The organism is Streptomyces sp. NBC_01506 (genome assembly GCF_045040295.1).
Taxonomy (GTDB): Bacteria; Actinomycetota; Actinomycetes; order Streptomycetales; family Streptomycetaceae; genus Streptomyces.
The window spans coordinates 3,174,059-3,188,015 of record NZ_CP109422.1; the positions used below are offsets into that span (position 1 = coordinate 3,174,059).

The following is a 13,957-nucleotide window of genomic DNA, read 5'->3' on the forward strand; positions in this document are numbered from 1 at the left end:
TTGGAGCAGCCGGTCACCGCGGTGCGTCGGCGCGGTCCGTGCGGTTCACGCGTCGGCGCGGTTCGTGCGTCCGGGCAGGGGGGATCGCGGCGCGGCGCCCGTGCGGTGCCGGGGAACGGGCGCCGCGCCGTGGGACCGGGAAGTCGGGCCGGATCAGCCCAGGACGGCCAGCGCGTCGATCTCGATGAGCAGTCCGGCGGGCAGCCCGACGTACACCGTCGTACGGGCGGCCGGCGCGTCCTTGAGGTTCTGCTCCTCGAAGTAGGTGTTGTAGATCTCGTTCATCTCGGCGAAGTGCGCCACGTCCGTGAGATAGACGCGCAGCATCATCACGTCGTCCCAGCCCGAACCGCCCGCCTCCAGAACCGACTTGACGTTCGCCAGGGTCTGGAGCGTCTGCTCGCGCAGCGTCGGTCCGGCCACGGTCGGGGCCTCGCCAGGGACGGCCGGGAGGAAGCCGACCTGGCCGGCCACCTGGAGGATGTTGCCCTTGCGGACACCGTGGGAGAACTTGGCCGGCGGCGCGGCGTGCGTGGCGGGGACGACTGCGGTCTTCGCGGTCTGGTCGCTCATGAGATCTCTTTCCGTGGAGCAGGGGGTACGGGTACGGGTACGGGTTCCGGATGGTGCGGGTGCCCCGAGTACTCACGGCTGATCGCGTCGGCGGTGCGGCGCAACAGCGGGAGCAGGGCGAGGAGTTCGTCGGCGGTGACGACGACGTTCGGCGCGGACACCGACATGGCGGCGACGACCCGGCCGTCCGCGCCGCGGATCGGCGCCCCGACGCAGTTGATGGACTCCTCGTGGCCACCGAGGTCGGTGGCCCACCCCTGTTCGCGTACGGTCGCCAACTCCCTCAGGAAGGCGGCGGCGTTCGGGATCGAACGGGGGGTGTACATGGGGAAGTCGAGCCGCTCGGCGAGTGCGCGGCGCTCGGCTTCGGGCAGGTCGGCGATGAGCAGCTTGGCGACGGCGGCGACGGTGACGGCGACCGGCTTGCCGATCCGGGAGTACATCCTGACCGGGTAGCGGCTCTCGACCTTGTCGATGTAGAGGACGTCGCTGTCCTCTATGACGGCGAGATGGACGGTGTGCCCGCACTGCTCGCCCAGCGCGATGAGGTGCGGGTGGGCGATCTCACGTACGTCCAGGCTCTCCACGGCCTCCTGCGCGAGCGCGAAGAGGCGGGCGCCGAGGCGGTAGCGCTGGTCCTGCTGGCGGTAGACGAGCCCGTGCTCGTGGAGGGTGCGCAGCAGCCGCAGGGCCGTGGACTTGTGTACGCCGAGACGCGCGGCGACCTGGCCGAGGTCGGCGGGGCCCTGGGCGAGGAGCGGCAGGATGCTCAGCGCGCGGTCGACGGTCTGGCTCATGAGGCGGGGACCGCGCCCTGCGGCGTCGCGCTGTCCGGCGTCGCGCTGTCCGGCGTCGCGCTGTCCGCCGCTTCGGAGGTCCAGCCGGGGCCGAGCCGCAGCGCGCCCCACGCCGCGTCGTCCAGTGCGGCGAGGCGGTCGGCGTGCGCGCGGGCGGGCGGGACGCAGACGTCGCCCGCGTCGGTGAGTACGGCGGCGGCCATCAGATGGCCGTGGCGCAGTCGGGCGGCGGCCGGCAGGTCCCGGAGGGTCGCGGACAGGAAGCCGGCGGCGAAAGCGTCGCCCGCGCCGACGGCCGCGACGACGTCGACGCCGAGGGCGGGCACGGAGGTGACGGTGTCCACGCCGCTGTCGGGGTCCCGTACGAACGCGGTGGCGCCGTCCGCCCCCGCCTTCACCACCAGCACCGCCGGCTCGGGCAGCGCCTCGCGGATCGCCTGAGGGCTGTGCAGGTCCCAGACCTGCGCGGCCTCGTCGTCGCCGACGAAGACCAGGTCCGCGCCGCGCGCGATCTCCAGCAGCACGTCCGGACCGGAGTCGTCGCGCCAGAGCGCGGGACGGTGGTTGACGTCGAAGGACAGCAGCGGCCGGCCCGCCCGGCGCTCGGACAGCTCGCGCATCAGGGCCAGACAGTCGTCCGAGAGCGCGGCTGTGATGCCCGACAGATGCAGGACACGGCCGGACCACAGGTCGGCGCGGTCCATCGTCCGCGGGGACATCGCGGAGGCGGCCGATCCGGCGCGATAGTAGGCGACCTCGTGGGCGGTGGTGGAGCGGTCGGTGGCCGTACGGAAGTAGACACCGGTCGGGCGGCCGTCCGCGTCGCGGCGTACGGCCGAGGTGTCGACGCCGTACGCGCCGATGGCCTCCACGAGATGGTCGCCGAAGCCGTCCGAGCCGACGCGGCTGATCCACTTCACCGGGTGTCCGGCGGCGGCGAGCGCGCAGGCGACGTTGGACTCGGCGCCGCCGATGGTGCGCGCGAAGGAGGGGACGTCGGCGAGGCGGCCGGGGCGCGAGGGGAGGAAGGTCACCATGGACTCGCCGAGGCAGACGACCTCGGTGGCCTCGGTGGCCTCGGGCCCGCCGGGCCTGGTCGGGTCCGCTTCTACCGTTGCGGGCACTCGGGGCTCCTCGCTCATCTGTCGGCCGGGGTTGTCGGCCGGGGCGCCGGGCCCGTCATTGACCCGGCAACGGCTCGGATGTTAGACAGCGTCAAGCGTTATACGCAATGGGCGTTGCACATGTTGCAACGAGACAGATGGAGGAGGCCCTATGGCGGTCGGCGGACGACTCAGCGAAGAGCACCTGAGGAACGAGCGTCTCGACCACCGTTTCAAAGGGCTGCCGCCGGACGCCGACGGTCTCACGGTCGCCGAGCTGGCCGCCGAGCACCGCAACCTCTTCACGGGCGGTTTCACCACCCCGGTGCTCGCCCTGTCGGCCGAGTCCCTGACCCAAAACCTCGCGCTTCTTCAGACGTACTCCGAGCGGCACGGCCTCGCGTTCGCCCCGCACGGCAAGACGTCCATGTCCCCGCAGCTTTTCGCGCGCCAACTGGAGTACGGCGCCTGGGGGATCACCGCCGCGCTCCCCCACCAGGTGCGTGTCTACCGGGCGTTCGGCATCCAGCGGATCTTCCTCGCCAACGAGGTCGTGGACGCGGTCGCGCTGCGCTGGCTCTCCGCCGAGCTGGACGGCGATCCGGGCTTCCGCTTCATCTGTTACGTCGACTCCGTGCGCGGCGTCGAGCTGATGGACGAGGCGCTGCGGGCGGCGGGCGGTTCGCGTCCCGTGGACGTCGTCGTGGAGCTGGGCGCGGGGGACGGCGCGCGCACCGGTGTCCGCAAGGAGGCGGAGTGCGCGCGGGTCGCGGACGCCGTGGCCGCCACCGGGACGCTGCGGCTGGTCGGTGTCGCCGGTTACGAGGGCGAGGTGCCGCACGCCGACAACGACAACGTACGCGCCTGGCTGCGCCGGCTGACCGCGCTGGCCGCCGAGTTCGACGCGGCGGGCCGGTTCTCCGGGACCGTGGACGAGATCGTGATCAGCGCGGGCGGCAGCGCGTGGTTCGACGCGGTCGCGGACGTCTTCGCCGACATCCCGGTCCTGTCGCGCCCCGTGCTGAAGCTGCTGCGCTCCGGCGCGTACGTCTCCCACGACGACGGCCACTACAAGCGGCTGACCCCCTTCAACCGGGTCCCGGCCGAGGGCGCGCTCCAGCCGGCCTTCCGGCTCTGGGCGCAGGTGATCTCGCGCCCGTCGCCGGAGCAGGCGTTCGTCAACGCGGGCAAGCGGGACGCGGCGTACGACCTCGACCTGCCCGAGGCGCAGGTCGTACGCGACGCGCGCACCGGCGAGATCCGCCCGGCGCGCGGCATCACGGTCACGGGCCTGTCGGACCAGCACGGCAAGCTGCACACCTCGCCGGACGCGGTGATCGAGGTGGGCGACTGGGTGGGCTTCGGCCTCTCGCACCCGTGCACGGCGTTCGACAAGTGGCAGTTGATCCCCCTGACCGAGGCGGACGGCACGGTCACGGATCTGATCCGTACGTTCTTCTGACGCTCGGCGGCCCGTCCGGCGATCGAGGACGGACCGCCCACGAACCGCCCACGAACCGCCGACCGGGCGGACCCGGCAATGCTCCCCTGTCACCTTGAGGAAAGCGCGGTTGCGTCATGGATCTCGTCATACGGGACGTGCGTGTCGTCGACGGCACGGGTCAGGACTCCTACCGCGCGGACGTCGGCGTCACCGACGGCCGTATCGCGGAGATACGGCGGCCCTCGCCCGGCGCGGGCGGTCCCCGGCTCTCCGGCGCGCGCGTCATCGACGCCGCGGGGCTCGCCCTCGCGCCCGGCTTCATCGACATGCACGCGCACAGCGACCTCGCGCTGCTGCGCGACCCCGACCACTCGGCGAAGGCCGCGCAGGGCGTGACCCTCGAGGTGATCGGTCAGGACGGGCTGTCGTACGCCCCTGTGGACGACACCACGCTCGCCGAGGTCCGCCGGGCCATCACCGGCTGGAACGGCGGCGGGCCCGGCGACACGTCGGTCGACTTCGACTGGCGGACGGTGGGTGAGTACCTGGACCGCCTCGACCACGGCTTCGACGGCCGGGGCATCGCCGTCAACGCGGCGTATCTCGTGCCGCAGGGCACGCTCCGGATGTACGCGGTCGGCCAGGACGACCGCCCGGCGACCCCGGCCGAGCTGGACCGGATGCGCCGACTTCTCGCCGATTCCCTGGAGCAGGGCGCGGTCGGCATGTCCTCCGGGCTGACGTACACGCCGGGCATGTACGCGGACGACGCCGAACTCACCGAGCTGTGCCGGGTGGTGGCCCGCCACAACGGCTACTACTGCCCGCACCACCGCAGTTACGGCGCGGGCGCCCTGCGCGCGTACGAGGAGATGGTCGACCTCACGCGCAGCGCCCGCTGCGCGCTCCATCTCGCCCACGCCACCATGAACTTCGGCGTGAACAAGGGCAAGGCACCAGATCTGATCGCCCTGTTGGACCAGGCGCTGGACGACGGCTCCGACATCACCCTCGACACCTATCCGTACACCCCCGGCTGTACAACCCTCGTGGCGATGCTGCCCAGTTGGGCGAGCGCGGGCGGCCAGGACGCGATCCTGGAGCGGCTGCGCGACGCGGCGACGGCCGAGAAGATCCGCCACCACATGGAGGAGATCGGCGCGGACGGCTGCCACGGGGTGCCCATCGAATGGGACACCATCGAGATCTCCGGCGTGGCCGACCCGGCGCTCACGGCGCATGTCGGCCGCACGATCGCCGAGACGGCGAAGCTGCGCGGCGAGAGCGGCTGGCTGACCGCCCGCAAGCTGCTGATCGACGACCGGCTCGGCTCCACGATCCTCCAGCACGTCGGGCACGAGGAGAACGTGCGGGAGATCATGCGCCACCGTGTGCACACGGGCGGCAGCGACGGAATCCTCCAGGGCGCGAAGCCGCACCCGCGCGCGTACGGCACCTTCCCGCAGTATCTGGGCCGGTACGTAAGGGAGTTGGGCGTCCTGTCACTGGAGGAGTGCGTGGCCCATCTGACCTCGCGCCCCGCCGCCCGGCTGCGCCTGAAGGACCGGGGCCTGGTCCGTGAGGGCTACCGGGCGGATCTGGTGCTGTTCGATCCGGAGACGGTGGCGGCGGGCTCGACCTTCGCGGCGCCGCGCACCCTTCCGGTGGGGATCCCGCATGTGCTGATCGACGGCCGCTTCGTGATCGAGGACGGGCGGCGCACGGACGTCCTGGCGGGACGGTCGGTACGCCGTACGCCCACAGATGCCTAGGCGGTCGCGATCCGCAGGATCAGCGCGGCGACGGCCAGCACGACGAGGACCACCGGCGGCGCGATCGCGTAATCCTTCGCCCGTACGTGGAAGATCACCGCGCCGACGAAGTACAGGACGACGCCGACCGCCGCCGCCGCTCCGATGAACGGCACCCACAGACCGACGAGCAGCCCCAGCGCGCCCGCCGCCTTGAGGGAGGCGAGCCGCGGCGGCCAGGAGTCCGGCACGCTCAGCTTCGTCATCGAGGCGACGATCGCCTCTTGGCGGGTGGCCATGGCGAACGCCGAGGCGCCGAGCGCGGCGGCGAGCAGGATGCCGACGACGGCATAGGCGATGAACACGGGGACCTCTCGGAAGACGAACAGGGTGGGGGGTGGACCGGACGGTTCCGGCCGCCCTCACCCTGCCCGCGCCGACCGCCCGGAGGAAGGCCGGGCCCAGGCTGGTAGTGGGAGGGCTACGATCCGCTCAGCGCGTGGGCGTACATTCGGTCGGGTGAGTGACAGCGAGCTCGGCCGGTTCCTGCGGGCGCGACGCGAGAGCGTGAGCCCCGCCGACGTCGGGCTGACGGCCGGCAGCCGGCGCCGTACGCCCGGCCTGCGCCGGTCCGAGCTGGCCATGCTCGCCGGGATCAGCGTCGAGTATCTGGCCCGGCTTGAGCAGGGCCGGGACCGCCACCCCTCCCTGGAAATCCTCGCCGCGCTGGCCGACGCGCTGCGGCTGTCCACCGAGGCGCGCGACGAGCTGATGCACGTCGTGAAGATGACGATGGGCTCCAGCAAGCTCTGCCTCGGTACGGTCCGCCCGCCGGACCGGGAGGTGCGGCCCACGCTGCGCGCCCTGCTCGACCATCTGGAGCCCGCACCGGCGGTGCTGCTGAACCGGCTGGGCGAGGTGGTCGCCCGCACGACCGGTTACGAGCGGCTGTTCGGCCCGGTCGGTCTGCTGGACGCGCCCGTGCCCAGCCTGCCCCGGTTCCTGTTCACCGACCCCCGGGCCCGCGCCGCGTACCCGGGGTGGGAGTCCGTCGCGGACGATCAGATCGCCCGGCTCAGGATCGGCTCCCTGCCGGACGACCCGGACCTTGTCGCGCTCGTCGAGGAGCTGACCCTGCTGGCGGGCGCCGAGTTCACCGAACGGTGGAAGCAGCCCCTGCGCGCGCCCGGACGCGCCGGGGTGCGTCGGCTGACGCACCCCGGCGCGGGTGAGCTGCGGCTGGCGGAGGAGACCCTGGAGCTGCCCGAGGGGGCGGGGGCGCGCCTCGTCGTCCATCTGCCGGCCGACGAGGCGACGGCCACCGCGCTGGACGCGCTCGCGGGCCGTCGGCCGGGCGCGCTGCGCGCGGTCGCCGGCTGACCCCTCACGGGTCGCTGCCTACGGGTCGCTGCCTACGGGTTGCCGCCTACGCGTTGCCGACCCGGTAGATCGCCGTCGTCCCGCTCACCTCGTTGCCGACCACCAGCAGCGCGTCACCGGTCGGGCTGTCCTTCGCCGCGACGAACAGCACGCCCTCCGGGCCCAGGTCCCCCGCCGTACCGGCCTTCGGATCGCCCGCGAAATCACGGGAGTTGACATATCCGGCGGCCTTCGGGCGGTGCGGGTCGCTCAGGTCGTACGCCGCGATACCGCCGGGCCGCTCCAGACCGACGAAGGCGTACGTCGTACCGCGCACCGTTCCGGTGGTGATGCCCTCCGGCTCGGGTCCCTTGTTGTCGCTGCGGCTGTCGGGGGCGTTCACCGCGTGGTCGGTGTTGAAGTTCTCCGGGAACGCCTTGGCCGTCAACTGCTCCAGGTCGTCGCCGGAGTCCCAGACGAGGCGCCCGTTCTCGTCGCGTACGGAGATCGAGCGACCGCCCAGCGAGTTCAGCTCGGTGACCCGGCCCTGGCTGTCGACGGGTGAGGTGCTGGTGATGTTGAGGCGACCCAGCGCGCCGTCCTTCTGGAGCGCGGCGGCGTCCGGGAACGCCTGCGGGTTCAGCACGACGTCCTTGACCCGCACCTCCTCGGAGAAGCAGGCCCAGTCGCGGGCGTCACCCTCGTTGGCGCTGACGGTGTACTCACCGCCGCGTGCGGTGAAGGCGTGGATGGCGTCGGGCTTGTAGAGGCCCTTGACCGGCCACGTACGGATGTTGACGCCGCCGTCCTTGTCGGAGGCGTCCAGGCCGTTGCCGGGCTTGGAGTGGTCCTTCTCGCCGAGCGGGACGATCTTCTCGACCTCCGCGCGGCGCAGGTCGACGAGCGCGAGCGCGTTGTTCTCCTGGAGGGTGACCCAGGCGGTGCGGCCGTCCTCGGACACCGCCACGTACTCGGGCTCGATGTCCTGGCCGACGGAGGCGTCGGGACCGTAGATCAGTACGCCGTCCTTGGTCAGCTCCTCCTTCTTGCCGTCCCACTCCCCGAAGCCGGCGGTACGCGCGGTGGCGCGGCGCAGGTCGCCGCGTCCCCGGTCCAGGTCGATGACGCTGACGGAGCCGACGGGGTCCATGCCGGCGGGCTCGGCGCCGCCCGGCGGGCAGTACGAGTCGGGCTCGCCCTCGTTCGCGACGACGACGCGGTCACCCTCCGGGGTGAACGTCACCATGTCGGGCAGGGCCCCGACCCGTACCTCTTTCAGCTTGCGTCCGTCGGAGGCGCGGAAGAACGAGACCGTGCCCCGGTCGGTCTTGGCCGTGGCCTGCTGCGCGACGGCGACCAGACCGTCGTGGACGGCGACGCTGTTGGCGCCGGGGGTGGCGAGCTGCCCGGTCTTGCGGGGCTCGGCGGGGTTGCGGATGTCGAGGATGTCGACGGTGCCGGCCTGCGCGTTGATCGTGAAGACCCGGCGGGTCCTGGAGTCGTACGCGGTGATCTCCGCGCCGCCCTCGTCGTACTTGCCGCTCTCGTAGCGGCCGAGGAGGGTGAGGTCGAGCGTGCCGCCGCTGCCTGGTCTGCCGCCGTGGCCCGGCTTGGCGTGGGAGCCGGTGGCCTGTGCCGACGGCAGCAGTGCGGTGGTGGCGGCCATGACCGTGACGGTGGCCAGGGCGAGGAGTGTGCTGCGCTTCTTCATGAGGGCTCAGCGTTATGTGAACCCCCGCTCACTGGGTGAACCTCCCGGGGATATCCGGTGAAGACTGCCTCAACAAAACGCGGGCCCCGCCGGGCGTTCGCGCCCCGCCCCGTCTCACACTCCGGACCGACGTGGTCAAAAACACCAGGCGCCTCGCGAAACCCGGTCGTAAGCTCGCCGTCATGCAGCTCATCCAGTCGACCAAGCTCGCCAATGTCTGTTACGAGATCCGGGGCCCCGTCCTCGACGAGGCGATGCGGCTGGAAGCAGCGGGCCATCGCATCCTCAAACTCAACACCGGGAACCCGGCGGCCTTCGGTTTCGAGTGCCCGCCCGAGATCCTTGAGGACGTCCTGCGCAACCTCGGCGACGCGCACGGCTACGGCGACGCGAAGGGTCTGCTGTCCGCGCGGCGCGCGGTGATGCAGCACTACCAGACCAAGGGCATCGAGCTGGACGTCGAGGACATCTACCTCGGCAACGGCGTCTCCGAGCTGATCCAGATGTCGATGCAGGCGCTGCTGGACGACGGCGACGAGGTCCTCGTACCGGCGCCGGACTATCCGCTGTGGACCGCGTCGGTCTCCCTGGCCGGCGGCACGGCCGTGCACTACCGCTGTGACGAGCAGTCGGACTGGATGCCGGACCTCGCCGACGTCGAACGCAGGATCACCGACCGCACCAAGGCGATCGTGATCATCAACCCGAACAACCCGACCGGCGCCGTCTACAGCGACGAGATGCTGCTCGGGCTCACGGAGATCGCCCGCAGGCACGGACTGGTGGTCTGCTCGGACGAGATCTACGACCGGATCCTGTACGACGGCGCGACCCACACCCCGACCGCCGCCCTGGCGCCCGATCTGCTGACCCTGACCTTCAACGGGCTGTCGAAGAACTACCGCGTCGCCGGTTTCCGCTCCGGCTGGCTGGCGGTCTGCGGCCCGAAGAAGCACGCGACCTCGTACATCGAGGGTCTGACGATCCTGGCCAACATGCGGCTGTGCGCCAACATGCCCTCGCAGCACGCGGTGGCGACGGCGCTCGGCGGCCGGCAGTCGATCGACGACCTGGTCCTGCCGGGCGGGCGCATCCTGGAGCAGCGGAACACGGCGTACGAGCTGCTGACCCGGATCCCGGGTGTCACCTGCGTCAAGCCGAAGGGCGCGCTGTATCTCTTCCCCCGGCTCGATCCGAAGGTCTTCAAGATCAAGGACGACCGGCAGATGGTCCTCGATCTGCTCCAGCGCGAGAAGATCATGGTCGTGCACGGGACGGGGTTCAACTGGCCGGAGCCCGACCACTTCCGGATCGTGACGCTCCCGGCGGTGCAGGAGCTGGCGGACGCGGTGACGCGGATCGGGAACTTCCTGGACGGCTACTCGCAGCCGTAGAGCCAACATCTCGACTCAGCTCAACTTTAGACTGATTCCAATGTAGGATGGTCTCCTGACGACGCCAGGAGGCCATCCTCATGTACGAGCCGATCCGCACCAAGTCGGTCCACTCGATGGCCGACACCGACGCCGACGCCGACTTCCCGCACCGCAGCCGCGAGGAGGAGCTGGACATCCAGCTCGCCGGACATCTCGCGGCGCTGCTGACCGTCACCGACGACCTCGGGCTCGACCAGGCGGCGGAGCTGATCGCCCAGCAGGTGACGCGCCTGCGCGGCACCCCGCCGCCGCGCACACCCGCGTCTCCCGACTCCCCCACCGCGCTGCACCGCCGCGCGCTCGCCCTGGCGGGCCGCGCGCTGGTCGTGGCCGCCTCACGGGCGGACACGGCGGCGGCGATTCTCGCGGCGGAACGGATGGACGCCCACACGGCGGCGCTGCGCACCCCGGAGGACCGGCCGCTCGTGGCGACCGCCTGACACTCGCGTGCGTCAGACGGGCAGATCCCACCCGGGCCCGTCCTCGGCGCCGAGCCACACGCGTTGACCGGTGGCCGAGACCGTGATGCCGAATTGGTCCTGGTGGGGTTCGCCGGCGTCCTGCCACTGCTGGACCGCCCGTTCGACCCGGTCCCACAGGCGGACAGGCCCGCGCTGTACGACGGTCCACCCGCCGTGGGGATTCGGTGCCGTCCGGGCCTGCGAACCGGTGGACACGTCCCAGAGGATCTGTTCCGCTCCCGCCCCCAGGCGTTCGGCCGAGGGCGCCGCGAGCTGCGCGACCCAACCGCCGGTCCAGCTCTGGAGCTTCGCGGGGTCGATCCGGCTCGGGCGCTCCTCGCCGGGCAGCAGGGCCAGCGCCGGTCGGGGCGGCCGGTCGTGGGGCCGGGCGATCATGAAGCTGGTGCAGCCGGGCAGGAACCGCCCCGTGGCCTCTCCGGGCCCGGTCACCTCCAGCAGAGCGAGGGCGTTGGCGTAGCTCCACCCGGACAGCGTGACCAGGATCCTTCCGCCCGGCTTCACCTGGTGCAGCCACGGGAGCGGGATGTAGCGAACCGAGCAGGTGGCGATGAGCCGGTCGTACGGTCCTCCGTCCGGGTCACCCCGGAGCCCGTCACCGATGATCAGCCGGGGCGCGAACCCGGCCGCCTCCAGCGACGCGGCAGCAGCCCGGCCCACCACCGTGTCGTACTCGATGCTGGTGAGATCGGCGTCGCCGAGTCGGTGCGCGCCGAGGGCGGTCGAGTAGCCGGTTCCGGTGCCGATCTCCAGCACCCGGTGTCCGGCCTCGGCACCGAGCTGGTGCCACATGCGGAGCACCAGCGACGGCAGGGTGGACGACGACGAGGGGTTGCCGGGCACCGTCCCCTCGGTCACGTCGTCGGGCCTGGTGCGGCCGTCGAGTTGAGTGATCAGCGTCTCGTCGGAGTAGACCCCCTCCAGCCACCCGGGCTCGCCTTCTCGGACGGGGCGGTAGTGCGTCGGGACGCTGCCCGGCACCGGCAGGAAGTAGGACCCGGTGAACAGCTCGCGGGGCACCGCCCTGGCGGCGCTGCTCCACCTGGGATCCGCGAGGGTGCCGTCCTCGGTGAGTCTGTCCGCCAGGGTGGCGCGGAGCTTGGTCGCTGTGCTCACGTGTCGGGGCCTTTCTCCAGTTGGTCGGCGATGGCGCGGGCGATCGCTGCGATGGTCTGCGCCGGCTGCCACGCCCATTGGCGGTTCGGGTTGCACTCAAGGAAGTACCGGTCACCGGCGGTGGTGACGGCGAAGTCGAACGCGCCGTAGGTCAAACGAAGTCCGGCGAGGTAGTCCGTGACCGCACGCGCGACCGGCTCGGGTACGTCGACCGGTGTGCACGTCATCAAGTCCTGACGGCGGCGCCAGTCAAGATCGGGACTGTCGATCCGGACCCCGACCAGCCGGTCGCCCACGGCGGTCACCCGCACGTCGAACGCCTTGTCCACCTTGGCCTGGAACATGTGGGGGCACACGGACACGGCGTCGGTGATCTCGGACCCGTGCACCTCCCGGACCCACACGCTGTGGGGCTGGCCCTCCACGCGGTAGGGCGTGTTCCACAGCGGCTTGTAGACCACTCCACCGTGCCGGGACGCAACGAACTCCCGTGCTTCTTCAGGATCGTTGGTGATCACCGTGTTGGGCACCAGGAATCCGCAGAGCCGTGCGGTCGAGAGCTGCGACGGCTTGAACTCGGCGGCCCGGTTGTTCCACGGGTGATTTACGTAGTGCGCGTCCGGCAGGGAGGCGAGGATGCCCCCAGCGCCCCACAACGTTTGCTCTCCGGCGAACCGCCGGTCCTGGTCGCTCAACCTGGGCGGCCCCTCGTAGGGCGAGGGCCTGCGCACCCAGACGGACTGAATCCCGGTGGTGTCGAGTTCCCGGCTTGCCGTACGCAGGGTGCCCCGCTGCTCGCCCGTACGGTACGTGGCTGTCAGCGAGACACCCGCATACAGGTCGGCGCCGGGGTCGAGACGGACCACTGGTACGCGGCGGTCGGCGAGAATCCTCAGCACCATGTCCGCCGTCACGTCGTAGGGGTTGGTCAGCACCAGTACCGACCTGCGGTCGTCCATCAGCCGGAACTCCGGTCCTGGTCGTACGACTCGGTACTGTCCGCGTCGGTCGCACCGCCCGGACCGGACCCGTCACCGGGAGTGGTCGTGGTGGGCGTCAGGCCGCTGGTGCTGGTGCCGTGGTTGCCCAGTTCGACCGTCCGGCCGTACTCGTCCACGATCACGGCGATCTGCGTTTCGGGGTCGATCACGGGCGTGCACTGCGGGACGGTGACGGTGGCCGCGTACGGTCCCATTCGCTGCGTGCCCCAAGGTGCGAGTGTCTGCGTCATCAGTTTTACGCCTCCGATTCATGGTGGTACCGACTACTGCAACTGCTCGACCGGATGGCCCAGTTGCCTGTCCCACACCGGCCGACTCGCCCTGACGGGCGCGTCGTCACTCCTCCTCCTTGGTCCGTTCGGCGGTCCCACGAGCTTCCGCAGGGACATCGCTCACGGAGACCTGCGCCAACCGCTTCAATCCGGCCTCCAACTCCCGTAGAACAGCGGGGCTCGGCGACGCGTATCCGTCGCGTGGGACCCACTCGGGCGCCAGACGCCAGAAGGCGCCCGCCTCGATGAGGGCGTCCATTTCGGCGGCAGTTGCGCTGTCGTCCGGAACCTCTCCGGTGCGTGCACACCGCGTCAGAACCGCCGGCGCGATGAAGAAGAGCCGCGCGGGATCCTCCGCGATCCACTCACCGGGACCTTGCACCGGCCGTAGCACGTAGTCGCCTCGCCGCACATCGGTGATGACGGCCAGGCGGCCCGAGACTTCGTCGCGTACGTGGTCCCCCACCCAGGGCTTCGCCCGCGTCACTCGCCGACCTCGCTCGTCAGCTCGCCCCAGACCCGTTTCCCCCCAGGGAGCAAATCCGTACCCCATCGCCAGGTCAGCGCGTCGATGATCGCGAGCCCTCGCCCGGTCTCTTCGTGGTCTCCGGGTGGCGTTCGAAGCGCCGGGATCGTCCGCGAGTTGTCCACCACCGCGATGCGCACGAATGTCTCGCCGGGCCGGGAGACGGTCACGCGAATCGAGTAAGTACGCGTGTGCGTAACGGAGTTGGACACCAGCTCCGTCACGACCAGAGCCCCGGTGTCGGCGAGGCGTTCCAGACCCCAGGCCGCCAGCGCGGTCCGGACGAGCGATCGCGCCTGCCCGGCGCTTCGCGCTGTGCACGGCATGGTCTGGCTGTAGCCGGGGTGGCCGGTGGGTGTGGGTCGAGCGGTGGCGGTCATGGTCATCAG

The 13,957-nt window shown here is 71.3% G+C and carries 15 protein-coding genes; 5 read left to right on the forward strand and 10 right to left on the reverse strand.

Features of this window, described 5'->3' with window-relative positions:
- Window positions 1-153: 153 nt before the first annotated feature.
- Genes OG329_RS13590 through OG329_RS13600 form a run of 3 tightly spaced genes read right to left on the reverse strand, consistent with a single transcriptional unit; the run spans window position 154 to window position 2,407 of the window.
- Entirely contained in the window at window positions 154-573 is a 420-nt protein-coding gene (locus OG329_RS13590; protein ID WP_405795239.1) for a RidA family protein, read from the reverse strand.
- The gene (locus OG329_RS13595) at window positions 570-1,370 is read right to left on the reverse strand and encodes an IclR family transcriptional regulator (protein ID WP_405795240.1); all 801 of its coding nucleotides are present in this window, start codon (window positions 1,368-1,370) and stop codon (window positions 570-572) included. The genes OG329_RS13590 and OG329_RS13595 overlap by 4 nt, the downstream gene beginning before the upstream one ends.
- Window positions 1,367-2,407 carry a sugar kinase gene (locus OG329_RS13600; RefSeq protein ID WP_405801810.1) on the reverse strand — a complete coding sequence of 347 codons (1,041 nt, stop codon included), beginning with the start codon at window positions 2,405-2,407 and terminating at the stop codon, window positions 1,367-1,369. The genes OG329_RS13595 and OG329_RS13600 overlap by 4 nt, the downstream gene beginning before the upstream one ends.
- A 238-nt stretch (window positions 2,408-2,645) precedes the next feature.
- On the opposite strand from OG329_RS13600, the gene OG329_RS13605 reads away from it, so the two are divergent.
- Window positions 2,646-3,935 carry an amino acid deaminase gene (locus OG329_RS13605; protein WP_405795241.1) on the forward strand — a complete coding sequence of 430 codons (1,290 nt, stop codon included), beginning with the start codon at window positions 2,646-2,648 and terminating at the stop codon, window positions 3,933-3,935.
- 116 nt (window positions 3,936-4,051) lie between these two features.
- On the forward strand, window positions 4,052-5,689 hold the full coding sequence (locus OG329_RS13610; protein ID WP_405795243.1) for an amidohydrolase family protein: 1,638 nt from the start codon (window positions 4,052-4,054) through the stop codon (window positions 5,687-5,689).
- On the opposite strand, the gene OG329_RS13615 is transcribed toward OG329_RS13610, so the two are convergent.
- Window positions 5,686-6,033, reverse strand: coding sequence for a DoxX family protein (locus OG329_RS13615; protein ID WP_405795244.1), 348 nt, complete (start codon window positions 6,031-6,033; stop codon window positions 5,686-5,688). The genes OG329_RS13610 and OG329_RS13615 overlap by 4 nt on opposite strands.
- Before the next feature lie 154 nt (window positions 6,034-6,187).
- Here OG329_RS13615 and OG329_RS13620 point away from each other — a divergent pair, with 154 nt between their 5' ends.
- Window positions 6,188-7,048, forward strand: a complete 861-nt coding sequence (locus tag OG329_RS13620; RefSeq protein WP_405795246.1) for a helix-turn-helix domain-containing protein — start codon at window positions 6,188-6,190, stop codon at window positions 7,046-7,048.
- 46 nt (window positions 7,049-7,094) lie between these two features.
- Here OG329_RS13620 and OG329_RS13625 read toward each other — a convergent pair whose 3' ends face one another.
- On the reverse strand, window positions 7,095-8,738 hold the full coding sequence (locus OG329_RS13625) for a choice-of-anchor I family protein (RefSeq protein ID WP_405795247.1): 1,644 nt from the start codon (window positions 8,736-8,738) through the stop codon (window positions 7,095-7,097).
- Window positions 8,739-8,920: 182 nt separating this feature from the next.
- On the opposite strand from OG329_RS13625, the gene OG329_RS13630 reads away from it, so the two are divergent.
- Window positions 8,921-10,132, forward strand: a complete 1,212-nt coding sequence (locus tag OG329_RS13630) for a pyridoxal phosphate-dependent aminotransferase (RefSeq protein WP_405795248.1) — start codon at window positions 8,921-8,923, stop codon at window positions 10,130-10,132.
- A gap of 80 nt (window positions 10,133-10,212) precedes the next feature.
- The gene (locus OG329_RS13635) at window positions 10,213-10,614 is read left to right on the forward strand and encodes a hypothetical protein (protein WP_405795250.1); all 402 of its coding nucleotides are present in this window, start codon (window positions 10,213-10,215) and stop codon (window positions 10,612-10,614) included.
- A 12-nt stretch (window positions 10,615-10,626) separates the two neighbouring features.
- Here OG329_RS13635 and tgmC read toward each other — a convergent pair whose 3' ends face one another.
- From tgmC to OG329_RS13660, 5 genes are all read right to left on the reverse strand, one after another.
- Window positions 10,627-11,769, reverse strand: coding sequence for an ATP-grasp peptide maturase system methyltransferase (tgmC, locus tag OG329_RS13640; protein ID WP_405795252.1), 1,143 nt, complete (start codon window positions 11,767-11,769; stop codon window positions 10,627-10,629).
- On the reverse strand, window positions 11,766-12,728 hold the full coding sequence (gene tgmB, locus OG329_RS13645) for an ATP-grasp ribosomal peptide maturase (RefSeq protein ID WP_405795253.1): 963 nt from the start codon (window positions 12,726-12,728) through the stop codon (window positions 11,766-11,768). The genes tgmC and tgmB overlap by 4 nt, the downstream gene beginning before the upstream one ends.
- Window positions 12,728-13,000, reverse strand: coding sequence for a putative ATP-grasp-modified RiPP (gene tgmA, locus OG329_RS13650; RefSeq protein ID WP_405795255.1), 273 nt, complete (start codon window positions 12,998-13,000; stop codon window positions 12,728-12,730). The genes tgmB and tgmA overlap by 1 nt, the downstream gene beginning before the upstream one ends.
- A 106-nt stretch (window positions 13,001-13,106) precedes the next feature.
- Complete coding sequence (locus OG329_RS13655; RefSeq protein ID WP_405795257.1) at window positions 13,107-13,529, reverse strand: hypothetical protein; 423 nt, start codon at window positions 13,527-13,529, stop codon at window positions 13,107-13,109.
- Window positions 13,526-13,948: an ATP-binding protein gene (locus OG329_RS13660; protein WP_405795259.1), complete on the reverse strand. Its 423-nt coding sequence runs from the start codon at window positions 13,946-13,948 to the stop codon at window positions 13,526-13,528. The genes OG329_RS13655 and OG329_RS13660 overlap by 4 nt, the downstream gene beginning before the upstream one ends.
- Window positions 13,949-13,957 lie beyond the last annotated feature (9 nt).